We start from the raw sequence: 21,287 nt of genomic DNA, 5'->3' as shown, positions 1-21,287 counted from the left end.
GATCCGAGACGGTTCACGCGAATTTCGCATCACGCTTGGGACTGGGAGGCGGAAATGCAGAGAGTAGCTCGATACATCGAAGACCTGTCGGATGAGCTCAGCCATCTGGCCCGGCAGCACGAAATGCACGACCTCGCCTATCTGCTCAGGATGGCAGCCGAGGAGGCCCGGGCCACGGCCGAGCGGACCGTCGTGATGGCACCCGTCAAGCCGGCTCCCACGCGCAGCGCGCAAGACTGCCCCGACATCCGGAGCTGATGGCGACCCGTCATCACGACGGCATCCGCCCCGCAGCACGATGACGGATGTCGCGCCGCGCCGGCGGACGATTCGTACTGCGCCGACAGCCGAGGCGTGCCGCGCCGCTGGACTTCGCGCGCCCTTGGCCAGACGCGCTCGAATGCCCACCCCGAGGGTGACAGGGCAACGGCCGGAATCACGTCGCACATAGAGGACTGGCGTCCCGCTCCGGGAGACGCGACGCCTGGCGTGGAATGCACTCCCCCGCTCCCCAAAGTAGTTCAGTATTCGATCTATCTCCGCCGTCCGCCTTCGCCGGGCCAGGAGCTTTTTTCTGGACGCGCCCCAGTCATGCAGAACATACTTCTTGCATCTCAACGGGGCTGATTCTGATATGTCTCGGACGATAGTCGGTGCCTTTGCTTCGATGCAGCTTGCACGCTGCGAGCCGAGGACAGAATCGCAACGGAAGCCCGGCGGCTCCACAAGCAAGGCTCGCTCGCCACGTCCAAAGCTGGCAGGAGACCGGCCCTCCTTCCACGACAGACGAACTCAAGGAAGACCCGGCGCATCTCGATGGGCCCGGCCCCGTCGAGCGGCCTCGTTGGGACCGGCACGACAGGGGGAATTCGCATGACAAGCTCGATCCGGCTCGCCCTCATGGCGACCGTCGCCTTCGCGCTTCAGGGTGGCGCCGCCCGCGCGGAAGACGATGCCGAGCTCGCCAAGCAGCTCGCCAATCCGATCGCCAACCTCATCAGCGTGCCGTTCCAGGGCAATTATGACTGCTGCTTCGGGCCGAGCGACGCGGGCCAGTACACGCTCAATCTCCAGCCGGTCGTTCCCGTCACCCTGTCGGAAGATCTGAGCCTCATCGTCCGCACCATCGTGCCGACGATCCAGCAGGGGGAACTGGCGCCCGGCTATGGCAGCCATTTCGGCCTTGGCGACACGACGCAGAGCTTCTTCCTCGCGCCGGCCCTGAAGGATGGCTGGGTTTTCGGCGCGGGCCCCGCCTTCCTCTGGCCGACGGCCACGGAAAGCGAACTCGGCAACGGCGTCTGGGGCGCGGGTCCGACGGCGATCCTGCTCCGGCAGATGAATGGCTGGACCGTGGGCGTGCTGGCCAACCAGATCTGGTCCTACGCCGGGCCGAGCGACCGCGACGACTACAGCAAGGCCTTCATCCAGCCGTTCCTGAACTACACCTTCCCCGATACGACGTCGCTGATCCTGAATACCGAATCGACCTACGACTGGCAGTCCGGCGAGTGGACCATTCCGATCAATTTCGGCGTCAGCAAGATCTTCAAGTTCGGCGACCAGCGCGTCAGCCTCGCGGCGATGGGACGCTATTACGCCGTCGCGCCCGAGAATGGGCCGGAATGGGGAGCGCGCCTCGTCGCCACCTTCCTGTTTCCGAAATAGCGTCAGGCATAACGACACTGCCCATCGCCCCCACGCGGACGCATCCCGGCTGCGACGGCCATTTCATCTAGCCGGCTTGCACCCCTCGGCCGGAAATCGACCCGGCCGGGGGACATTCGCTGCGTCGATCAACCGACGTCCCACCTGCCCGCCGGAAGCGCGGACAGGAACCTGGACGAGAGCCGGCATGCGCTTTGGCCCCCAACCTTGTTGCGAGGTCGGGGGCCGCGACGCATCAATCGTGGCCCTTGGCCATGAAGTCCTTGACGATGTTGGACATGTCGAAGGAGGTGCCGCCCTGTACCGGCGGATAGTCCGCCAGCGTCTGCAGATGCTCCTGCATCAGGACATTCATCGGCTGGATCAGCCAGGAGACCTTCTGCATCAGATGGCCATAGGCATCCGGTGAATCGAAGCTCTCGAACGGGTCCATGCGGATATTGAAGACCAATGGCACCGTCCTCGGGATGACGTTCGCGTAGTAGTCTTCCTTCGTGGAGAAATGGAACTTCCACGGCCCCATCCGGACCGCCGTCAGCTTGCTCTCATAATAGTGGAAGATGTGATCCCTCTGTGAGGTCTCGCTCTCCCCCTTCCAGTAGGGCAGGTTGTTGACGCCGTCGATATACTGCTTCTTGTCTTTCAGCACCTGGGCGTTGACGTCATCGACGCCCGCGGCGGCCGCCAGCGAGGTAAACATGTCCTGATGCGCCTGGATGCCGTTCAGGACCTTGCCCTTCGGCAGCTCGGCTGGCCAGCGCAGCATCGAGAGGACACGGACGCCGCCTTCATAGGTCGTCATCTTCTCGCCCCGGAACGGCGTCGTGCCACCATAGGGCCAGGACGTATGCTCGGGGCCGTTGTCCGTCGAGTACCAGACGATCGTGTCCTCGGCGAGACCCTGGTTATCGAGCCAGTCCAGCACCAGACCGACGTCGTGGTCGTGCTGCAGCATGCCCGAGCCATGGATGTCGGCCTCTGACGTCATGGTCTCCGCCGCGTAGCGCCACTCGTCGTTGAGGCGCGTGTAGAGGTGCATGCGGCTCGTGTTCAGCCAGACGAAGAACGGCTCGTTCGCATCCTTGGCGGCGCCCATGAAGGTGAGCGCCCGCGGAATCACCTCGCCGGCGTCGAAGTTCTTCATGCGCTCCTGGGTAAGCGGGCCGGTATCCTCGATCGTCTGCTTTCCGACGCGGCCAAAGCGGGGATCCTCGGTCGGATCGTCCTTGGTGGTAGCCTTGGCATGGAGGACGCCGCGGGTTCCGAAGCGCTTCTCATAGTCCTCGATATTGCCGGCGAACGCCTTGCCGAAGCGCTGGTAATCGCGCTGCTCGGATTCTTCCTGCGTGTTGAGGTGGTAGAGATTGCCGTAGAACTCGTCGAAGCCGTGCACCGTCGGCAGATGCTCGTTGCGATCGCCGAGATGGTTCTTGCCGAACTGACCGGTGCGATAGCCGGCCGACTTCATGACCTCGGCGAGGCAAGGCGACGCCGCCTGCAGGCCGAGCGACGATCCGGGCTGGCCGACCGTCGTCATGCCGGATCGGATCGGATACTGCCCCGTGATGAACGACGCACGGCCGGCGGTGCAGCTCGGCTGGGCATAGTGATCGACGAAGCGGATACCCTCATTGCCGACACGGTCGATATTGGGCGTCGTGTAGCCCATCGTCCCCATGCCATAGGCCGAGACGTTCTGCCATCCGATGTCATCGCCCCAGATGATCAGGATGTTCGGCCTGCGGCCCGTCGCCGCCTGCTGGGCCTTGGCCTGCTCGACCGCAGCGAGCGGTCCCAGCATCGCCGACGCCGTCAGCACGCTGGAGGTCAGAAGCAGATTCCGGCGCGTCAGTCCCGTCTCCGGCTGCGAGGGCTCGCCGAGGTTTGTCCCTGTATCCTTGCTCATCGATCTGGTCCCTTCCTGGGCAACGACTATCTGCGTGACGAGGCTGCTTTTTCAGTGAATGGGCGTTGCGCAAGGGCGGCCGAACAGAGCGAGTGAAACCGGGAAAGACCTCGCCCCCGCAACGATCCATCTAGGTTAGGGCGGCGCAAAGGCAAATTCGACCGGAGATATTATTGTAAAATCCGACCTATCTTCTTGGCTGCATTGCAGCATGGCTCAGCCGGCGCAATCGATGGATCCGGACAGCGCCGACTATATTTGCTACCTGACAATAGTAGCGCGCAAACAGAGAGAAGGCGCCCGGGCCTGCTGCCTCGCATGTCCGGACCGATCGCATCCGGGACCCGCAAAGGTTGAAGCCGGCGCCGGTGTCGGGCCGCTCGGCTCGGCCGCGCAGGCACGCGGCGACGAGCGAATTCACGATGCGCGGCGGGCGACCGGCACCGCCACACGACGGCGCACGTCGCGGCCTGCAAGCGCGCGCGTCTCGACGCGCCCGTTTGGACGCTCGCAATATCGGCGCGCGAAGCTCGGCCGGAAATGGGGCGCGCGGCGTTCGGGCTAGCAATTCCACCGCATCGGCGGGAGCCCTGGCGCCGATACCTTCCGCACGACCCGATCCCGGGGTGTCGGAGCTCTGGCCGGGCCGATGATCAGGCTCGCGGCTGCCCTCGCCGCTCGATCGCGTCCGGCAAAAACAAAAAAGCCCGGCAGATTGCTCTGCCGGGCCTTCGATAGTCTGACTAGGTCAGATTACCAGGAACGCTTCAGGAACAGGTTGAAGTTCCAGGCGCTGTCGCCGTTGTCGTCGTTCAGGTCGTAGCCGTTATCGTCAGCCTTGATGTTCGAGTAGAACACGTCGCCAACGAGGTCGAGACCCTTGACCGGGGTGTAGGCGGTGGTGAAGCCAACGCGCCATGCGTCGACGTTCACGCCGTCCGACTGATCGGAACCGTCGAAGTTGGCATAACCGCCCGAGAGCGACGACCAGAGCTGCGGGCTCCAAACGTGCTTGTACGAAGCGAGAGCCGACCAGCTGGTGCCCGGGGTGACCGAGTAGGTGATGTCAGCCGAGAACGGGTTGAACGTGCCAGCAACCGAGGTGCCACCGGTGATGCCGGTGAAGGAGTTGGCGTTGTCACCGTAAGCAGCCGACACGAAGAAGCGGTCGCCAGCCGAGAAGCTGTCGAGCGCGATCTCGAGACCGCCGCCGATGGCCCAACCCGACTCGTTGTTCAGGTTGTACGGATCCAGGAGAGTGCCCGAGCCGCTGCCGATCGAAACAGCTTCGTTGACGTATGCAGCAGCCACCTTGGCGCTGAAGATGCCCGAAGCGTAGGTCACCGCACCGACGATATCGGGGATGTTGTCGTTGCCGCCGGTGAAGTAGTCACCGGAGCCATCAACCAGGATGCCGTCGGTGTAGCCGAGAGCGCCACGGTCACGGTTGTCTTCGACCGAGATCGCCAGACCGAAGCCGTTGACGGCATAGGTCAGCTGGATGTGGTCGGTGGTCGAGTCCGAACCGAACATGCCGGTGTCGTTGTAGCCACGACCGAAGTCGAACAGCGAGGTGAAGCGACCAGCCTTCAGCGGGCCAAGCTCCAGGTAGGCGCTGTCGACGTAAGCCGAATTGGTCGAGGAGTTGACCAGGTCGGAGAAGGTCTGACCACCGGAGAAGGTGTTGCCGGTCTGGGCGCGCATGTCGATGAAGCCGGTCAGGTTACCGTATTCGGTGACCGTCGAAGCCGTCGCCTGGATCGACACTTCCGTGTAGAAGTTGCCCCAGTTGCTGTTGTCGTAGCCAGCATTGAAGTAGCCGAAGTCGCTATCGCCGAAGGCGGTACCGAACTTCACGTAGCCACCGATCTTGATGCAGGTGTCCGTGCCCGGCGAATAGAAGAAGCCAGCGCCGAAAGCGTCGCAGACCTTCACGTAGTCAACCGGCTCGGCGACCGTGAGATCCGCCGCCTGAGCGCCACCAGCCATCAGCATGGCTGCTGCAGAGCCGAGGAGAAGGGTCTTAAAGTTCATATCCTGACCTCCAAAAAGGTAAATCCAGGAGAGTATTTCATTCTTCTCGTCGCCACCGAGTAGATCCCGCAGGATCACCCCTTCTCGACAGCCCGTACGAAGTCCGTCCTAATCCCCGTTTAGCTGCGTCCGCTTTTTTGGCTCCCACCCCAGGGCAGCCGGCAGACGCAACCGGAACCTCATCTCGTGATTCCTGCAGTCACTATTACCCAAGGGCCTGACGCGCGCTATGACAGAAATGCAACACCGCCACGCAAGCCGCATCCAACTCGATTAACCATTCGTTAAGGATATCCGCGGGCTTGCGGAGTATTGGCTTGCAACCGCTGAATCGTGCGATTCAGCCCCGGGCGGCGTTGCTTGCCGGACCAGAGTCAAGCGCCTCCCCGCCAAACAACGCGACGCGAAACCGGACAGGCTTGAGGTTTTTTGGCCACAGCCAGACGCGCCGGATGGCTGCCCGCCATTCGATGAATGCGCCGGATCGCGGCTGCAGGGTCGGAATCCTTCGCCCGGCAAGAATCGAATCGCCCCCCGCCTGTCCGCGCCTGCAGGCGTCCCCACGAGCCGCGCGCCCGAACCGGGGCGAGCCGCAGCCTTCTCATCGCGGGGCCCGCAGCCATGGACATCAACGCATCATGCGCGGTTCTCGCCGGCGGATGGATCTGTTCAGGATCTGCTCTGTAAGGATAAAGGTGGTGCGGGCGGTCGGAATCGAACCGACACTCCTTTCGGAACCGGATTTTGAGTCCGGCGCGTCTACCAGTTCCACCACGCCCGCAACGCGCTGGCCAGTGGCCTGCGACGGCGCGACTATAGTCAGGCCGGCGGCAGAAGCAACGCCGTTTTCGCGCTATGCCCACCTGCCGGATGCCCCCCGCGCGCGGCGCCTCCACACCCCACGCGGATGTGAAAGCCGTCGCGGTCGACAGATTCGCGCGCGGCAGGCTAGAAGCAGAGCGCATCGATCAAAGCGAGACATGAATGGCTGACAGTACCTCCCGCCGCCTGCCGCTTGCCGTCCTCAGCTTCGGATTGGGCCTCGCGGCGATCCTGGGCGCCTGGGGCTTCCAGATCTTCGGCGGCTATTCGCCCTGCAAGCTCTGCCTCGAACAGCGCATTCCCTATTATCTCGGCCTGCCGGTGCTGCTGGTTGCGATCCTGCTGCTCGCCGCCCGCAAGTCGACGGGCCTGGCGCGCGCCCTGCTGGTGCTGGCCGGGGTGATCTTCCTCGTCGGCCTCGGCCTCGGCATCTATCATGCCGGCGTCGAATGGAAGCTCTGGCTCGGACCGGCCGATTGCGGCGGCGGCCTGACGACGACGAGCAATGCCGGCGATCTGCTGGCGCAGGTCAACAAGACCAAGGTGGTGAGCTGCACCGACGCCGCGCTCCGCGTCCTCGGGCTCTCGTTTGCCGGCTGGAACGCCGTCGTCTCGGCCGTGATCGCCGCCCTGCTGCTGCGCGCCGGCCTGCGCCGGGTGTAAGCCGGAGGCCGGTCGGCTAGGCCGGCTCCTCGTCGACGGCCGCCTGCGTCAGCTGATGCAGGACGATGCCGCTCGTCGTCGCGACATTGAGCGAATCGACGCCAGCCGCCATCGGGATCCGCACCGTCAGCGTCCGGGCCAGCACCGCCGCGTCGAGACCGGGTCCCTCGGTGCCGAGCAGCACCGCGACGCGGGCCGGCCGCTTCAGCTCGGCGAGCCGGAACGCGCCATTCGGGCTTAGCGACACGGCGGTGAAGCCGTGCCGCTCCAGCAGCGCCACGACGTCCTCCGCCGGTTCCAGCTTCGCGTGCGGCAGCGTCAGCGTGTTGCCGACCGAAACGCGGATCGCCTTGCGATAGAACGGGTCGCAGCAATGCGCATCGAGCAGGATGGCATCGGCGCCGAAGGCGGCGGCGTTGCGAAAGATGCCGCCGAGATTGTCGTGGTTGGCGATCCCCATCAGCACCACGACCAGCGCCCGGCCGGAAAGACCGGCGAGCAGCGCATCGGCCGTGGGCGCCGGCGCGCGGTGGCCGAGCGCCAGGATGCCGCGATGAATGTGGAAGCCGACGATGCCGTCGAGCACGGCCTGGCTCGCGACATAGACCGGCACGTCCTCGGCCAGGCGGCCGGTGATGTTGCCGAGGCCGTCGACGCGCTTCTCGTCGATGAGCAGCGAGACGGGCTGGTGCCGTTCCGATTCGAGCAGGGTCCGCAGCACGACTTCGCCCTCGGCGATGAAGTGATCGTCGCGGCCGACGAGGTCGCGCTCGCGCACATGGCAATAGGCGGCAATGCGCGGATCGGCGGGGTCGGTGATGCGGATCAGGTTCGGCAAGACGGGCGGCAGGCTGGGGAGGAAGGCGGACTACGGGTCCAGTTCCGTATCCCAGTAGAGATAATCGAGCCAGCTGTCGTGCAGATAATTCGGCGGGAACAGGCGACCATTGTTGTGCAGGTCGGAGACGCTCGGCTGGTAGGGCTTCTGCCGCGGCCACATCCGGGCATCGGCCGAGGTGAGGCTGCCCTTGCGCAGATTGCAGGGCGAGCAGGCGGCCACGACATTTTCCCACGTCGTCTGGCCGCCGCGGGCGCGCGGGATGACGTGGTCGAAGGTCAGGTCCTCGCGCGCGCTGCAATACTGGCACTGGAAACGATCGCGCAGGAAGACGTTGAAGCGAGTGAAGGCCGGGTTGCGGGCCGGCGTCATGTAGCTCTTCAGCGAGACGACGCTGGGCAGCCGCATCCGGAAGGACGGGCTGCGGATGTCGATGTCGTATTCCGAGACGATATTGACGCGATCGAGGAAGACCGCCTTGATCGTGTCCTGCCACGACCAGAGCGAAAGCGGGTAGTAGCTCAGCGGCCGGTAATCGGCATTGAGCACAAGGGCCGGATGGGCGCCGGGCGACACGGCTATCGTCAAGACATGGCTTCCTCTGTTGAGACGCGCCGAACCTCGAGATTGCCGAAATAGTCTATAGGCTCTGTGTCATCCTTGTGAAGCCAATGAAACGTTGACGTTTCCGTGCGCGTCGATCAGGCCTCGGCTGTGGCAAAAATGCGTTTCAGGAAGGCCGCCCCTGCGGCAAGTCCGGCCTCGTCGATGCTGTGGCCAAGGGCCGGCCGCTCGATCGCCGCGACCGGGAAACCGGCGTCGAGAAGCGCCTTTTCCGTCTCCTGAAGCGCGGCGACGGGAATCACCTCGTCGAGCGCGCCATGCACCAGCAGGATCGGCGGCCGGCTCTTCGTCTCCGCCTTCAGCCGCTCGACTCCGGCGATGCGCCCGGAATAGGCGACGATGCCGGCCATCTCGTTCGGCCGGCGCGGCCCGACCTGCAGCGCCATCATCGTGCCCTGGCTGAAGCCGACCAGCGCCAGGTCGGCATCGGTCAGGCCGTGGCGCGCCAGTTCGGCGTCGAGGAACGCATCGAGCTTCGGCGCGGCGGCGGAAGCGCCCTGCCAATATTCATGCGCATCGCGCACGGAGAGGCGGAACCACTGCCGGCCCATGCCCCAATCGGACGGATCGGGCGCATCCGGCGCGACGAAATAGACATCCGGAAACAGCGGCGCCCAATGCCTGCCGATATCGATCAGATCGTGCCCGTCGGCGCCGACGCCATGCAGCAGGACGACGAGTTTCTTGGGCTTGTCGCCGGAAAGCGGAGCGAGGCGCGGACCATCGAGCATGGAAAATCCCTGTTGCAGGCAGGCAAACGAATCTGGCTCATGCTAGCAAGTCCGCATCCCGTTTCGCCATCCCGCACGACGTCGCGCCGACATGTCCCGCACCTTCCGCTTTGCCCCGAGCCCGAATGGCGAGCTGCATCTCGGCCACGCCTATTCGGCGTTGCTCAATGGCGATCTGGCGCGCGAGGCCGGCGGGCGGCTGCTGATCCGGATCGAAGACATCGACGTGACGCGCTGCCGGCCCGAGTTCGAGGCTGCGATCCTCGACGATCTCGCCTGGCTCGGGCTCGACTGGGAGCGGCCGGTGCGCCGGCAATCCGAACATTTCGACGCCTATGCGGAAGCGCTCGACCGGCTGAAGGCCATGGACCTGGTCTATCCGAGCTTCCTGAGCCGGGCGGAGATCCGCGCGGCGACCGCGAGCCCGGACTGGCCGCGCGATCCGGACGGCGCGCCGCTCTATCCAGGCGGAGACCGGGACCTGCCGGCGCGCGAGGCGGACGCGCGGATCGCGTCCGGCGCCCCCTATGCCTGGCGGCTGAAGATGGACGCGGCCATGGCCAAGGCCGGCCCCCTCGCCTTCGCCGAACAGGGCCGCGGCCCGGCAGGCGAGACGGGAAGGGTGACGGCGGAGCCCGGCCGCTGGGGCGACGTGGTTATCGCGCGCAGGGAAATCCCCACCAGCTACCATCTCTCCGTCGTCGTCGACGACGCGCTGCAGGGCATCACCGACGTCGTGCGCGGCGAAGACCTCTTCCACGCCGCCAGCGTGCACCGCCTGCTGCAGGCCCTGCTCGACTTGCCGGAACCCGCCTATCGCCATCACGGCCTGATCCGCGACGCCGCGGGGCGCAAGCTTTCGAAATCGGAGGGCTCGACCGGGCTGCGCGTCCTGCGCGACGCCGGCGCGACGCCAGCCGAGATCCGCGCCCTCGTCGGACTCTAGTGCCCGATCAGCCGACGCCGAGCACGTAGAGCCAGATCGTCACCGTGAACAGGCTGAGCAGCGTCGACAGCGAGACGGCGCTCGCCGTGCTGGCGACGCCGGCCTTGTAGTGATTGGCGAGCAGGTAGGCATTCACGCCGCAGGGCATGGCGGCGAAGACGACGGCGACGCCGGCCCAGACCGGCGGCATCGGCAGCACATGCGCCAGGCCGAGCACGATCAGGGGGTGGACGACCAGCTTCAGGATGCTGATGACGAAGGAGGCCTTGAGGTCGCCGGCGAAGCCGTAGCGGCGCAGCGCCAGCCCCATCGAGATCAGCGCGCAGGGCACCGACGAGGCCGCCAGCATGCGCACCACCTCGCCGGCCGGGCCGCTCGCCTGGATGCCGGCGATCTGGCCGATCGCGCCGGCATAGATGCCGAACAGGATCGGGTTGCGCGCCAGCGCCTTCAGGAGCCGCATCAGCGTCGCGCGCGAAATGCCTGACTCCGAGCCCTCCGCGAACAAGGTCGCGGCCGTCGTCATGACCGGCAGATGGATGGCGATCAGCAGAAAGAGCGGCACGGCGCCCTCTTCGCCGAAGGCGTTTAGGATCACCGGCACGCCGACAAACACGGTGTTGGACTGGCCGGAGGCGAAGCCCTGCATCACCGCCTCGACATGGGCCCGGCCGAACACCCGCCTGGCGATCAGGAAGCCGATGCCGAAGACGATGAAAGCGCCGGTGAAATAGGCGATCCAGTAGCCCCAGGGCTGGCCGCCTTCCGGCATCTTCGCTTCCGACAGCGTCTTGAAGATCAAGACCGGCACGGCGATGCCGAACACATATTCCGACAGGCCGTCGGCGGCCCGGTCGCCGAGATGCTTGGTCCAGCCGGCGAGATAGCCGACGCTGATTAGCCCGGCGATCGGCAGCACGATGAAAGCGATCTCGGTCAGGCGGCCGAGCATCAGCATGCGCCGGCCCCCGGCAGGGCGGTGATGGGGAAGGCACAGGCGGGCATGCGGGATCACAAGGCTGGGAGGATGGTTCCCGACAGTAGAAAGCGCTGCCGCAGCGGTCAACCGGCGCGACCATGGTTCCGCTTGGCTCCGCCGCCTCGCACACTATAGTCCGGCCGTCGCGCCGAAGCCCGGCGCGGAACGGGAGCAGCAGAGACCAGCATGACGGACGCCCGATCGATCCTCGTCACCGGCGCCTCGACCGGCATCGGCCGCGATGCCGCGCTGGCCCTGAAGGCGCGCGGCTGGCGCGTCTTCGCGACGGCGCGCAAGCCGGAGGATCTCGCCGCCCTCGCCGAGGCCGGATGCGAGGCGCTCTACCTCGACTATGTGGACGAGGCGTCGATCCATGCCTGCGCCGACGCCGTGCTCGAACGGACCGGTGGCCGGCTCGATGCGCTGTTCAACAACGGCGCCTATGGCCAGGTCGGTGCGGTCGAGGATCTCACCACCGACGTCCTGCGCCGGCAGTTCGAAACCAATGTCTTCGGCTGGCACACGCTGACCCGCCGCATCGTGCCGGTGATGCGGGCGCAGGGCCATGGCCGCATCGTCCAGTGCTCGTCCATCCTCGGCTTCGTCGCCGGCAAGTATCGCGGCGCCTATGTCGGCTCGAAATTCGCGCTCGAAGGCCTGACCGATTCGCTGCGCGTCGAGCTCTGCGGCAGCGGGGTCCAGGTGGCGCTGATCGAACCCGGCCCGATCGCCACGCGCTTCACCCAGAACGCACTGGCGAATTTTCATGCGACCGTCGATGTCGAGGGCTCGATCCACCGCGACGAATACCAGTCGCAGCTCGCGCGCATGAAGGGCACCCGCCGCCCTTCCCGCTTCAAGCTCGGGCCGGAGGCGGTGACCGCTGCCCTGCTGCATGCGCTCGAAAGCTCGCGGCCGCGCCTTCGCTACCGCGTCACCGTGCTGACCAAGGCGGCGGCCGTGATGAAGCGGCTGCTACCGGCCCGCCTGATGGACCGGCTGATCGCGCGGAATTCCTGAGCGGGAAATCGCAGGGCACTGGAACCGGAACGCCCCGGCGCGCGTAGAAGGAGCATCGGGCGCGGGACGCGCCGCCGTGAGGGTATTGCCATGAGTTCCGTTTCCGCCGATTTCCGCTCGCCGCATTTCTGGCTGTCGCCGGGCTCGCTGGTCCGCCTGGTCGTGAGCCTCGCGATCTGCTTCGCCGCCGCGGCGCTCGGCTCGTGGATGACCCTGCCCAGCATCCCGACGTGGTATGCGGGCTTGGCGAAGCCGTTCTTCAGCCCGCCGAACTGGGTGTTCGGGCCGGTCTGGACCCTGCTCTACGCGATGATGGCGGTGGCGTTCTGGCGGGTATGGGTGCTCGGCCGCGGCACGACGCTGCAGGTCGCCGTCCTCGCCTTCGCGGTGCAGCTGGTGCTGAACGTCGCCTGGTCCGGAGCCTTCTTCGCCCTGCACATGCCGTGGCTGGCGCTGATCGACATCGTCGCGCTACTGCTCGCCATCATCGCGACCATGGGCGCCTTCTCGCGGATCGACGGGCTTTCGAGCTGGCTTCTGCTGCCCTATCTCGCCTGGGTCTCGTTCGCCAGCGTGCTGAACGCGGCGGTCTGGTGGCTCAATTGAGCGCAGGCCGCGCATATGGCGAGGCGGCGAAGATCGAGCGTATAAGGACGGATCGATCCGATTCCTGAAGCAAGAGCCCGATGAACAGCTTCTTTTACTATCTGATCCCGATTGCGCTCGCCGCCGTGGCCATCGTGCTGCTGCTGGGGCTGTTCAACATGCTGCGCGGCGGCTCGCCGGAGCGGTCGCAGAAGCTGATGCGGATGCGCGTCTTGCTGCAGTTCGCGGCGATCATCATCATGATGGCTGCCCTGTATTTCTCGGCCCGCTGAGGCATTCCGATGGTCGCGCTCACCCGCATCTACACAAGAACCGGCGATGACGGGACCACGTCCCTCGTCACGGGAGAGCGCCGCGCCAAATCCGATCTCCGCGTCGACAGCTACGGCACGATCGACGAGACCAACGCCCAGGTCGGCGCCGCCCGGCTCCACCTCGCCGACCATCCCGTCGTCGACGCCATGCTGGCGCGCATCCAGAACGATCTCTTCGACCTCGGCGCCGACCTGTCGACGCCGGAAACCGGCCTGAAGCCCGGCCGCGAGGCGCTGCGCATCATCGACGCGCAGACCGACCGGCTGGAAGCCGAGATCGACCAGCTGAATGCCGAGCTGAGCCCGCTGCGCTCCTTCGTGCTGCCGGGCGGTTCGGCGGCGGCGGCGCATCTGCACATCGCCCGCACCGTGACGCGCCGCGCCGAACGGGTGATGGTCGAGCTCGCCTCGCGCGAGGCCGTCAATCCGGCGGCGATCCGCTATGTCAACCGGCTGTCGGACTTCCTGTTCGTCGCCGCCCGTTACGTCAATGATCGCGGCGCCACGGATGTCCTGTGGGTGCCCGGCCAGAACCGGTGAGGAACGACGCATGTTCGTGCCGTTCCACGATCAGAATCCGCTCCGCTACATCCGCTTTCCCTGGGTGACGCGCGGCCTCGTCGTCCTCAACTGCCTGGTCTTCCTGATCTACCAGCGCGCCGGCAATGCCGATGCCGAGGCGGCGTCCGTGATGGCGTTCGGGCTGATCCCGTCGACGCTCGCCGGCATCCACATCCGCACGCCCGGCATCTACCACGCGCCGGAATACCTCACCTTCATCACCTCCTCCTTCCTGCATGGCGACATCTGGCATCTCGCCGGCAACATGCTGTTCCTCTGGGTCTTCGGCGACAATGTCGAGGACGCGATGGGGCACATCCGCTTCATCCTGTTCTATTTCCTCTGCGCGATCGGCGGCGGGCTGGCGCATGTCATGGTCGAGCCCGGCTCGGATGTCGCGCTGATCGGCGCTTCCGGCTCGGTCGCCGGCGTCATCGCCGCCTACCTGCTCTTGCACCCCCGCGTGAAAATCTGGGTGCTGCTGCTGTTCCGCATCCCGATCCGGCTCAGGACGGTCTGGGTACTCGGCTTCTGGATCCTGCTGCAGCTGTATAATTTCGCCTTTGGCGCGCCGGGCGAGATCTCCTGGGCAGCCCATCTCGGCGGCCTGCTGATGGGCGCCGTGCTGGTTCTCTTCTTCCGCCGGCCTGGCGTTCCTCTGCTGGCGCGGCAGGTCGACGAGGAAATGCCCGTCGACCCTGTGGTTTGAGCCCTTCCAGGGTACGTTCCTTGCGTTGACTCGGGGAGAACCCGCCGGTACGGTCCCGCCCCAAACGCTCCGCAAATTGCTGCGCCGAAAGGATAATCGCCGCGATGAAGATCCTCGTGCCCGTCAAGCGGGTGGTCGATACCAACGTCAAGATCCGCGTGAAGGCGGACGGAACCGGCGTCGACCTCGCCAACGTGAAGATGTCGATGAATCCCTTCGACGAAATTGCCGTCGAAGAAGCGTTGCGGATCAAGGAAGCCGGCAAGGCGACGGAAGTCGTCGTCGTGTCGATCGGCTCGGACAAGTCGGCGGAAACGCTGCGTACCGGCCTCGCCATGGGCGCCGACCGCGCCATCCTGGTGAAGACCGACGCCGCCAGCGTCGAGCCCCTCGCCGTCGCCAAGCTGCTCAAGGCCGTGATCGCGGCGGAAGAGCCCAGCCTGGTCGTCCTCGGCAAGCAGGCGATCGACGACGACAGCAACCAGACCGGCCAGATGCTGGCCGCCCTGCTCGGCTGGCCGCAGGCGACCTTCGCCTCGAAGGTCGTGCTCGGCGACGGTTCCGTCGACGTGACGCGCGAAGTCGATGGCGGCCTCGAGACGCTGCGGCTCAAGCTGCCGGCGATCGTCACCACCGACCTGCGCCTGAACGAGCCGCGCTACGCTTCGCTGCCGAACATCATGAAGGCGAAGAAGAAGCCGCTCGACGAGACCACGCCGGAGACGCTCGGCGTCGACGCGAGCCCCCGCCTCACCGTCCTGAAGACGGTCGAGCCGACCGGCCGCACGGCCGGCGTCAAGCTCGGTTCGGTCGACGAACTCGTCGCAAGGCTCAAGCAGGCGGGAGTGCTCTGAGATGGCAACGCTGATCCTCGCGGAACATGACGACGCGCATCTGAACGAGGCGACCGCCAAGGCGCTGACCGCGGCGCTTGCGCTCGGCCAGCCGGTCGACGTCCTCGTCGCCGGCCACCAGGCCAAGGCGGCCGCCGATGCCGCCGCGCAGCTTTCCGGCGTGCGCACGGTGCTGCTCGCCGACGGCGAGAGCCTCGCCAATCGCCGTGCCGAACCGCTCGCCGACCTGGTCGTGTCGCTCGCCGACAAGTATGACGCGATCGTCGTCCCGGCGACCTCGACCGGCAAGAACGTCGCGCCGCGCGTCGCCGCCCTGCTCGACGTGATGCAGGTCTCCGAGATCTCGAAGGTCGTGGCTCCCGATACATTCGAGCGTCCGATCTATGCCGGCAATGCCATCGAGACGGTGCAGTCGAGCGACAAGAAGCTGGTCGTCACCGTCCGCATCGCCGCCTTCCCGGCCGCCGCCCTCGGCGGCAGCGCCCCGGTCGAGACGATCGCGGCGCCGGCCGACAAGGGCCTCTCCAGCTTCGTCGGCGCGGATCTTTCCGTCTCCGACCGGCCGGAGCTCGCTTCCGCCAAGGTGATCGTCTCCGGCGGCCGCGCACTCGGCTCGGCGGAGAAGTTCCAGGAAGTGATCGCCCCGCTCGCCGACCAGCTCAAGGCGGCCATCGGCGCCTCTCGCGCCGCCGTCGACGCAGGCTACGCGCCGAACGACTGGCAGGTCGGCCAGACCGGCAAGGTCGTCGCGCCGGATCTCTACATCGCCATCGGCATCTCGGGCGCGATCCAGCATCTCGCCGGCATGAAGGATTCGAAGGTCATCGTCGCGATCAACAAGGATGGTGACGCGCCGATCTTCCAGGTCGCCGATTTCGGCCTGGTCGAGGATCTGTTCGAGGCGGTTCCGGCGCTGACGAAGGCCCTCGCGAACTAGACCTTTGCCATCGCCGGTTGACATTCCTGCCGGCCGTGCTCGACTGACTCCGGTCAGCGAGCGCGGCCGAACCGTTTTTGAACGCCATTTCGATTTCTGGAAGACAAAGGAGCCCTTGGGGCATGAGCACCGCGATTAAGGCGATCGGCGTCATCGGAGCCGGTCAGATGGGCAATGGTATCGCCCATGTGAGCGCGCTTGCCGGCTACGAGGTCTTCATCCACGACGTCGCCGAGGAGCGCGTCCGCAAGGGTCTCGCGACCATCGACGGCAACCTCGCGCGCCAGGTCCATTCCGGCCGCATCACCGAGGAAGACCGCAAGGCGGCGCTTGCCCGCGTCAAGCCAGCCTTCGGCGTCGACGCGCTCGGCGAATGCGACCTCGTCATCGAGGCGGCAACCGAGGACGAGGCGACGAAGCGCAAGATATTCTCCGGCGTCTGCCCGGCGCTGAAGCCCGAGGCGATGCTCGCCACCAACACCTCGTCGATTTCGATCACCCGCCTCGCCTCGGCGAGCGACCGGCCCGAGCGCTTCATCGGCATCCATTTCATGAATCCCGTGCCGGTGATGCAGCTCGTCGAGCTGATCCGCGGCATCGCCACCGGCGACGAGACCTTCGAGGCGGCCAAGGCGTATGTGCTGGCGCTTGGCAAAACCTCGACCGTCTCGGAGGATTTCCCGGGCTTCATCGTCAACCGCATCCTGCTGCCGATGATCAACGAGGCCATCTACGTGCTCTATGAGGGCGTCGGCACGGTGGACGCGATCGACACCGCCATGAAGCTCGGCGCCAACCATCCGATGGGGCCGCTGCAGCTCGCCGATTTCATCGGCCTCGACACCTGCCTGTCGATCATGCAGGTGCTCTATGAGGGCCTGGCGGATTCGAAGTACCGCCCCTGCCCGCTGCTGGTGAAATATGTCGAGGCCGGCTGGCTCGGCCGCAAGACCAATCGCGGCTTCTACGACTATCGCGGCGAGCACCCCGTCCCGACCCGCTGAAGCCTGGCAGGCCACCGTCGTCGTCGACACGGCCATCTAGTCAAGCAAGCCCCTCACCCAACCCTCTCCCGCAAGCGGGCGAGGGCTTTCCGGCCGGCATGGTGTGCAGGCAGCGGACCTTCGGGACGACCGGGCTCGCCGCCCCCCTCTCCCGCAACGGGAGAGGGCTGGGGCAAGGGGCTTTTGTCCCGACTCAGATGCTCTTGCTGGCCGCCCCGATCAGCGCCTTGGCGTCTTCCGAATCCCATTCGGCCGGGCCGGACATCACGCCCAGTGCGCAGCCTTCCCTATCGATCAGCACCGTCGTCGGCAGGCCGACGGCCATGCCCTTGCCCTTCAGCGCGGAAAAAATGCCGGTAGTGGGATCGCCGTAGAACGCGAGCGACTTGACGCCGATCTCCTCCAGGAACTTCTTCGGCTTGGCCGGGTCCTGCGTGTCGATCGAGACGGCGACGACGGAGAAGTCCTTGCCATCATGGGCGGCGTCGAGGCGGTCGAGCGCCGGCATTTCCTGCCGGCACGGCGCGCACCAGGTCGCCCAGAGGTTCAGGAGCACGGCCTGACCCTTGAAATCGGCCAGGCTCTTCTTGTCGCCATTGGCGGTCTGGAAGGAGAGTTCCGACAGTCGCGCCGGCTCGGTGGCGACGCGGAAGGCGGCGACCTCGCCCTTCGCAAGCGGCGCCAGCAGGCCGGCGGCCTCGACCGCGGGGCCGCAATCGACCCCGGCCATCGCAACAGCCCCGTTGCCTTTCCGGGTCTCGGTCACGTATACCGCGCCAACTCCGACTGCGATGCCTGCGATCGCGGCAAGGCCGATGATCGGCCAGCGTCGCGATTTACCGCGCGTCTCATTCATTCCGTCCTGCCTCCAAGGCCTCCGAGAGAGGGTACATGAGCAATTCGATGTGGGGTGGCCGCTTCTCCGAAGGCCCGGCCGCCATCATGGAAGAGATCAACGCGTCGATCGGTTTCGACCAGAAGCTCTACCGTCAGGACATTGCCGGCTCGAAGGCGCATGCCGCCATGCTCGCCCGCCAGGGGATCATCGCGGCGGACGATGCCGAAAAGATTGCGGCAGGTCTAGACGCCATCCTGCGCGAAATCGAAGCGGGCGAGTTCAAGTTTTCGCGCGCGCTCGAGGACATCCACCTCAACATCGAATCGCGCCTGAAGGAACTGATCGGCGACGCCGCCGGAAGGCTGCACACCGCCCGCTCGCGCAACGACCAGGTGGCGACCGATTTCAAGCTCTGGGTGCGCGACACGATCGACGCGATGGACGCGGCGCTGCGCGAGCTGCAGGTGGCGCTCGCCGACAAGGCCTTCGCCCATGCCGGCCAGGTGATGCCGGGCTTCACCCATCTGCAGAGCGCCCAGCCGGTGACTTTCGGCCACCATCTGCTCGCCTATGTCGAGATGATCGGCCGTGACCGCGGCCGCTTCCAGGACGCGCGCAGGCGCCTCAACGAGAACCCGCTCGGCGCCGCGGCGCTGGCCGGCACCTCGTTCCCGATCGACCGCTTCCAGACCGCCGCGTCGCTTGGCTTCGACCGGCCGACGGCGAACTCGCTCGACAGCGTCTCCGACCGCGACTTCGTCATCGAGGCGCTGGCGGCGGCGAGCCTCTGCGCCATCCACCTGTCGCGCTTCGCCGAGGAGATCGTCATCTGGTCGTCGGCACAGTTCCGCTTCATCAAGCTTTCCGACAAGTTCACCACCGGCTCGTCGATCATGCCGCAGAAGCGTAACCCGGACGCGGCCGAACTGGTGCGCGCCAAGACGGGCCGCATCATCGGCGCCCAGACCGCGCTGCAGATCGTCATGAAGGGTCTTCCGCTCGCCTATCAAAAGGACATGCAGGAAGACAAGGAACAGGCCTTCGACGCCTTCGAGAGCCTGGAACTGGCGATCGCCGCCACCACCGGCATGGTGCTCGACATGGAGCCGGAAGCCGCCAACCTGAAGAAGGCGGCCGGCTCCGGCTTCGCCACCGCGACGGATCTGGCCGACTGGCTGGTGCGTGAGCTGAACATGCCGTTCCGCGACGCCCACCACGTCACCGGCCGCATCGTGGCGATTGCGTCGGAGCGCGGCGTCGATCTGACCAAGGTGACGCTGGACGAGATGCAGGCCGTGCATCCCGCCATCACCGACGCGGTATATTCGGTGCTGACCGTCGACAAGTCGGTCAGGAGCCGCACCAGCTATGGCGGCACCTCGCCGAAGAACGTCCGCGCCCAGGCGAAACGCTGGCAGCGCGTGCTCGCACGCGAGCTCAAGGCCTAGCCGACGCTTGGTGACAACGCGAAGGCATCGCGACGCCTTCGCAGACCTGCCAAGTTCGGCACAGGCCAGCTTGGCCAAGTTTGCCAATGACGGGGCGGCGCGATCGGATAAGATGCGCCGCCGACCGACGAGTCCCCAGGAGAAGCCGCCTTGGCCCTTGCCGCCCGAATTCTGCTTTTGACCGCCGCGCTGGGTCTTGCCGCTTGCGGCGTGAAGGGTCCGCCGGAGCCGCCGCCGGGCGGTCCCCAGGCGCTCTCCGCCGAGCATGCCGGCCCGGACGGCAAGAAACCCGACGTCTCGAAACCGGCCAAGCCGGACCAGTCGCTCTGGATCGACAAGCTTCTCTGAGCGTCGCGATCGAGCGGCGCCAAAGCCATCATTGGATTGCCGTTATTCCCGCGAAGGCGGGAATCCATCCAGCCGAAGCCTGGGGAGGTTCCTCCGGCCAGGGCCGCGGCGGAATGGATCCCGGGTCAAGCCCGGGATGACGACTGAGGTATGACCCTACCATGAACCATTTCGAATATCGCGACGGCGCGCTCTACGCCGAAGACGTGGCGATCGCCGATATCGCCGAGGCTGTCGGTACGCCGTTCTACTGCTATTCGACCGCAACCCTCGTCCGCCATTTCCGCGTCTTCCGCGAGGCGTTGGCCGGGCTGGACACGCTCGTCTGCTACGCCGTGAAGGCGAATTCCAACCAGGCCGTGCTGAAGACGCTGGTCGCCGAGGGCGCCGGCATGGACGTCGTCTCGGAAGGCGAACTGCGCCGCGCGCTCGCCGCCGGCTGCCCGCCGGAAAAGATCGTCTTCTCCGGCGTCGCCAAGACGGCGCGCGAGATCGCGCTGGCGCTCGATACCGGCATTCTCTGCTTCAACGTCGAATCCGAGCCGGAACTGGAGCGGATCTCCGAGATCGCGACCGCCAAGGGCAAGATCGCGACCATCTCGCTGCGCATCAATCCCGACGTCGACGCCAAGACGCACGCCAAGATCACCACCGGCAAGGCCGAGAACAAGTTCGGCATCCCCTACCAGCGCGCCCGCGAGGTCTATGCCCGCGCCGCCGCGCTGCCGGGAATCAAGGTTGCCGGCGTCGACATGCATATTGGCAGCCAGATCACCGACATGGCGCCGTATGATGCCGCCTATGGCCTGCTCGCCGACCTCGTGCGCGAGCTCCGCGCCGATGGGCACACCATCGACCATGTCGATGGCGGCGGCGGCCTCGGCATCCCCTATCACCTCGACGAGGAAGCCCCGCCGGACCCGGCAGCCTATGCGTCGATCGTGCGCAAGCGGCTCGGCAATCTCGGCGGCAGGATCCTGTTCGAGCCGGGCCGGATGATCGTCGGCAATGCCGGCATCCTGGTCTCCGAGGTCGTCTATGTGAAGGAAGGCGCCGCCAAGACCTTCGTCATCGTCGACGCCGGCATGAACGACCTGATCCGCCCGACGCTCTACGAGGCGCATCACGACATCCTGCCGGTCGCCCTGCCGAAGCCCGGCGCGCGCGAGATCTTCGCCGACGTCGTCGGCGGCGTCTGCGAGACCGGCGATTTCCTGGCGCTGAACCGCACCATGGCCGCCGTCGAACCGGGCGACCGGATCGCGGTGATGACGGCCGGCGCCTATGGCGCGGTGCAAGGGTCGAGCTACAACACGCGGCCGCTCGCCGCCGAGGTACTGGTCAATGGCAGCGAATTCGCAGTCATCCGGCCCCGTCAGACCTATGACGAGCTGATCGGCATGGACAGGCTGCCGGACTGGCTGGCCGAATAGGCCA

At 66.1% G+C, this 21,287-nt stretch carries 22 protein-coding genes and 1 tRNA gene; 15 read left to right on the top strand and 8 right to left on the bottom strand.

Annotated elements, in window-relative coordinates; all coding sequences use genetic code 11:
• The first annotated feature begins 54 nt into the window (after positions 1–54).
• Together OSH07_RS19570 and OSH07_RS19565 are read left to right on the top strand one after the other, a co-directional pair.
• A complete protein-coding gene (locus OSH07_RS19570) occupies positions 55–258 on the top strand; it encodes a hypothetical protein (protein WP_266340371.1) in 204 nt (67 codons plus the stop codon).
• Between the two features lie 615 nt (positions 259–873).
• Positions 874–1,668 (top strand): hypothetical protein, encoded by a 795-nt coding sequence (locus OSH07_RS19565; RefSeq protein WP_266340370.1) that lies wholly within the window; start codon positions 874–876, stop codon positions 1,666–1,668.
• A gap of 235 nt (positions 1,669–1,903) precedes the next feature.
• Here OSH07_RS19565 and OSH07_RS19560 read toward each other — a convergent pair whose 3' ends face one another.
• From OSH07_RS19560 to OSH07_RS19550, 3 genes are all read right to left on the bottom strand, one after another.
• Positions 1,904–3,574: an arylsulfatase gene (locus tag OSH07_RS19560; protein ID WP_266340369.1), complete on the bottom strand. Its 1,671-nt coding sequence runs from the start codon at positions 3,572–3,574 to the stop codon at positions 1,904–1,906.
• 753 nt (positions 3,575–4,327) lie between these two features.
• Positions 4,328–5,608 carry a porin gene (locus OSH07_RS19555; RefSeq protein WP_266340368.1) on the bottom strand — a complete coding sequence of 427 codons (1,281 nt, stop codon included), beginning with the start codon at positions 5,606–5,608 and terminating at the stop codon, positions 4,328–4,330.
• A 696-nt stretch (positions 5,609–6,304) separates the two neighbouring features.
• A tRNA-Leu gene (locus OSH07_RS19550) sits at positions 6,305–6,389 on the bottom strand.
• A gap of 203 nt (positions 6,390–6,592) precedes the next feature.
• Here OSH07_RS19550 and OSH07_RS19545 point away from each other — a divergent pair.
• A complete protein-coding gene (locus OSH07_RS19545) occupies positions 6,593–7,093 on the top strand; it encodes a disulfide bond formation protein B (RefSeq protein WP_266340367.1) in 501 nt (166 codons plus the stop codon).
• A gap of 16 nt (positions 7,094–7,109) precedes the next feature.
• Here the strand turns inward: OSH07_RS19545 and OSH07_RS19540 are convergent, their stop codons facing one another.
• From OSH07_RS19540 to OSH07_RS19530, 3 genes are all read right to left on the bottom strand, one after another.
• Positions 7,110–7,931: a TrmH family RNA methyltransferase gene (locus OSH07_RS19540; RefSeq protein ID WP_266340366.1), complete on the bottom strand. Its 822-nt coding sequence runs from the start codon at positions 7,929–7,931 to the stop codon at positions 7,110–7,112.
• A 30-nt stretch (positions 7,932–7,961) separates the two neighbouring features.
• Positions 7,962–8,519: an HNH endonuclease gene (locus tag OSH07_RS19535; protein ID WP_266340365.1), complete on the bottom strand. Its 558-nt coding sequence runs from the start codon at positions 8,517–8,519 to the stop codon at positions 7,962–7,964.
• Between the two features lie 113 nt (positions 8,520–8,632).
• A complete protein-coding gene (locus OSH07_RS19530; RefSeq protein ID WP_266340364.1) occupies positions 8,633–9,286 on the bottom strand; it encodes an alpha/beta hydrolase in 654 nt (217 codons plus the stop codon).
• Positions 9,287–9,377: 91 nt separating this feature from the next.
• Here OSH07_RS19530 and gluQRS point away from each other — a divergent pair, with 91 nt between their 5' ends.
• Complete coding sequence (gluQRS, locus tag OSH07_RS19525; protein ID WP_266340363.1) at positions 9,378–10,232, top strand: tRNA glutamyl-Q(34) synthetase GluQRS; 855 nt, start codon at positions 9,378–9,380, stop codon at positions 10,230–10,232.
• Positions 10,233–10,239: 7 nt separating this feature from the next.
• Here the strand turns inward: gluQRS and OSH07_RS19520 are convergent, their stop codons facing one another.
• A complete protein-coding gene (locus tag OSH07_RS19520) occupies positions 10,240–11,184 on the bottom strand; it encodes an AEC family transporter (RefSeq protein WP_266340553.1) in 945 nt (314 codons plus the stop codon).
• A 213-nt stretch (positions 11,185–11,397) separates the two neighbouring features.
• Between OSH07_RS19520 and OSH07_RS19515 the strand changes: the two genes are divergently transcribed.
• From OSH07_RS19515 to OSH07_RS19480, 8 genes are all read left to right on the top strand, one after another.
• Positions 11,398–12,231, top strand: coding sequence for an SDR family oxidoreductase (locus OSH07_RS19515; RefSeq protein ID WP_266340362.1), 834 nt, complete (start codon positions 11,398–11,400; stop codon positions 12,229–12,231).
• Between the two features lie 90 nt (positions 12,232–12,321).
• The gene (locus OSH07_RS19510; protein WP_266340361.1) at positions 12,322–12,837 is read left to right on the top strand and encodes a TspO/MBR family protein; all 516 of its coding nucleotides are present in this window, start codon (positions 12,322–12,324) and stop codon (positions 12,835–12,837) included.
• Positions 12,838–12,917: 80 nt separating this feature from the next.
• On the top strand, positions 12,918–13,109 hold the full coding sequence (locus OSH07_RS19505) for a twin transmembrane helix small protein (protein WP_266340360.1): 192 nt from the start codon (positions 12,918–12,920) through the stop codon (positions 13,107–13,109).
• Between the two features lie 9 nt (positions 13,110–13,118).
• Positions 13,119–13,691 (top strand): cob(I)yrinic acid a,c-diamide adenosyltransferase, encoded by a 573-nt coding sequence (locus tag OSH07_RS19500; RefSeq protein WP_266340359.1) that lies wholly within the window; start codon positions 13,119–13,121, stop codon positions 13,689–13,691.
• A gap of 10 nt (positions 13,692–13,701) precedes the next feature.
• Positions 13,702–14,421 carry a rhomboid family intramembrane serine protease gene (locus OSH07_RS19495; RefSeq protein ID WP_266340358.1) on the top strand — a complete coding sequence of 240 codons (720 nt, stop codon included), beginning with the start codon at positions 13,702–13,704 and terminating at the stop codon, positions 14,419–14,421.
• 104 nt (positions 14,422–14,525) lie between these two features.
• Entirely contained in the window at positions 14,526–15,275 is a 750-nt protein-coding gene (locus tag OSH07_RS19490; protein ID WP_266340357.1) for an electron transfer flavoprotein subunit beta/FixA family protein, read from the top strand.
• 1 nt (position 15,276) lies between these two features.
• Positions 15,277–16,212: an electron transfer flavoprotein subunit alpha/FixB family protein gene (locus OSH07_RS19485; RefSeq protein WP_266340356.1), complete on the top strand. Its 936-nt coding sequence runs from the start codon at positions 15,277–15,279 to the stop codon at positions 16,210–16,212.
• A gap of 122 nt (positions 16,213–16,334) precedes the next feature.
• Positions 16,335–17,216, top strand: coding sequence for a 3-hydroxybutyryl-CoA dehydrogenase (locus tag OSH07_RS19480; protein ID WP_266340355.1), 882 nt, complete (start codon positions 16,335–16,337; stop codon positions 17,214–17,216).
• Positions 17,217–17,409: 193 nt separating this feature from the next.
• On the opposite strand, the gene tlpA is transcribed toward OSH07_RS19480, so the two are convergent.
• On the bottom strand, positions 17,410–18,072 hold the full coding sequence (tlpA, locus tag OSH07_RS19475; RefSeq protein ID WP_266340354.1) for a thiol:disulfide interchange protein TlpA: 663 nt from the start codon (positions 18,070–18,072) through the stop codon (positions 17,410–17,412).
• Positions 18,073–18,107: 35 nt separating this feature from the next.
• Between tlpA and argH the strand changes: the two genes are divergently transcribed.
• From argH to lysA, 3 genes are all read left to right on the top strand, one after another.
• On the top strand, positions 18,108–19,502 hold the full coding sequence (argH, locus tag OSH07_RS19470) for an argininosuccinate lyase (RefSeq protein ID WP_266340353.1): 1,395 nt from the start codon (positions 18,108–18,110) through the stop codon (positions 19,500–19,502).
• Between the two features lie 150 nt (positions 19,503–19,652).
• Complete coding sequence (gene lptM / locus OSH07_RS19465) at positions 19,653–19,850, top strand: LPS translocon maturation chaperone LptM (RefSeq protein ID WP_266340352.1); 198 nt, start codon at positions 19,653–19,655, stop codon at positions 19,848–19,850.
• Positions 19,851–20,011: 161 nt separating this feature from the next.
• Positions 20,012–21,283 (top strand): diaminopimelate decarboxylase, encoded by a 1,272-nt coding sequence (lysA, locus tag OSH07_RS19460; protein ID WP_266340351.1) that lies wholly within the window; start codon positions 20,012–20,014, stop codon positions 21,281–21,283.
• Positions 21,284–21,287: the final 4 nt, after the last annotated feature.

This window comes from Kaistia nematophila (assembly GCF_026343855.1).
Classification (GTDB): domain Bacteria; phylum Pseudomonadota; class Alphaproteobacteria; order Rhizobiales; family Kaistiaceae; genus Kaistia; species Kaistia nematophila.
Note: the sequence above shows the minus strand (reverse complement) of the source record. Positions and strands in the feature narration are given on the sequence as shown.

What these genes read in the sequence shown, in the direction of transcription:
- OSH07_RS19570 (WP_266340371.1), top strand. Translation starts at nt 55, where the DNA reads ATGCAGAGAGTAGCTCGATACATCGAAGACCTGTCGGATGAGCTCAGC.
- OSH07_RS19510 (WP_266340361.1), top strand. Translation starts at nt 12,322, where the DNA reads ATGAGTTCCGTTTCCGCCGATTTCCGCTCGCCGCATTTCTGGCTGTCG.
- OSH07_RS19485 (WP_266340356.1), top strand. Translation starts at nt 15,277, where the DNA reads ATGGCAACGCTGATCCTCGCGGAACATGACGACGCGCATCTGAACGAG.
- OSH07_RS19495 (WP_266340358.1), top strand. Translation starts at nt 13,702, where the DNA reads ATGTTCGTGCCGTTCCACGATCAGAATCCGCTCCGCTACATCCGCTTT.
- OSH07_RS19480 (WP_266340355.1), top strand. Translation starts at nt 16,335, where the DNA reads ATGAGCACCGCGATTAAGGCGATCGGCGTCATCGGAGCCGGTCAGATG.
- OSH07_RS19520 (WP_266340553.1), bottom strand. Translation starts at nt 11,184, where the DNA reads ATGCTCGGCCGCCTGACCGAGATCGCTTTCATCGTGCTGCCGATCGCC.
- OSH07_RS19565 (WP_266340370.1), top strand. Translation starts at nt 874, where the DNA reads ATGACAAGCTCGATCCGGCTCGCCCTCATGGCGACCGTCGCCTTCGCG.
- lysA (WP_266340351.1), top strand. Translation starts at nt 20,012, where the DNA reads ATGAACCATTTCGAATATCGCGACGGCGCGCTCTACGCCGAAGACGTG.
- OSH07_RS19505 (WP_266340360.1), top strand. Translation starts at nt 12,918, where the DNA reads ATGAACAGCTTCTTTTACTATCTGATCCCGATTGCGCTCGCCGCCGTG.
- OSH07_RS19515 (WP_266340362.1), top strand. Translation starts at nt 11,398, where the DNA reads ATGACGGACGCCCGATCGATCCTCGTCACCGGCGCCTCGACCGGCATC.
- tlpA (WP_266340354.1), bottom strand. Translation starts at nt 18,072, where the DNA reads ATGAATGAGACGCGCGGTAAATCGCGACGCTGGCCGATCATCGGCCTT.
- OSH07_RS19500 (WP_266340359.1), top strand. Translation starts at nt 13,119, where the DNA reads ATGGTCGCGCTCACCCGCATCTACACAAGAACCGGCGATGACGGGACC.
- argH (WP_266340353.1), top strand. Translation starts at nt 18,108, where the DNA reads ATGAGCAATTCGATGTGGGGTGGCCGCTTCTCCGAAGGCCCGGCCGCC.
- OSH07_RS19545 (WP_266340367.1), top strand. Translation starts at nt 6,593, where the DNA reads ATGGCTGACAGTACCTCCCGCCGCCTGCCGCTTGCCGTCCTCAGCTTC.
- OSH07_RS19560 (WP_266340369.1), bottom strand. Translation starts at nt 3,574, where the DNA reads ATGAGCAAGGATACAGGGACAAACCTCGGCGAGCCCTCGCAGCCGGAG.
- gluQRS (WP_266340363.1), top strand. Translation starts at nt 9,378, where the DNA reads ATGTCCCGCACCTTCCGCTTTGCCCCGAGCCCGAATGGCGAGCTGCAT.
- OSH07_RS19490 (WP_266340357.1), top strand. Translation starts at nt 14,526, where the DNA reads ATGAAGATCCTCGTGCCCGTCAAGCGGGTGGTCGATACCAACGTCAAG.
- OSH07_RS19530 (WP_266340364.1), bottom strand. Translation starts at nt 9,286, where the DNA reads ATGCTCGATGGTCCGCGCCTCGCTCCGCTTTCCGGCGACAAGCCCAAG.
- OSH07_RS19555 (WP_266340368.1), bottom strand. Translation starts at nt 5,608, where the DNA reads ATGAACTTTAAGACCCTTCTCCTCGGCTCTGCAGCAGCCATGCTGATG.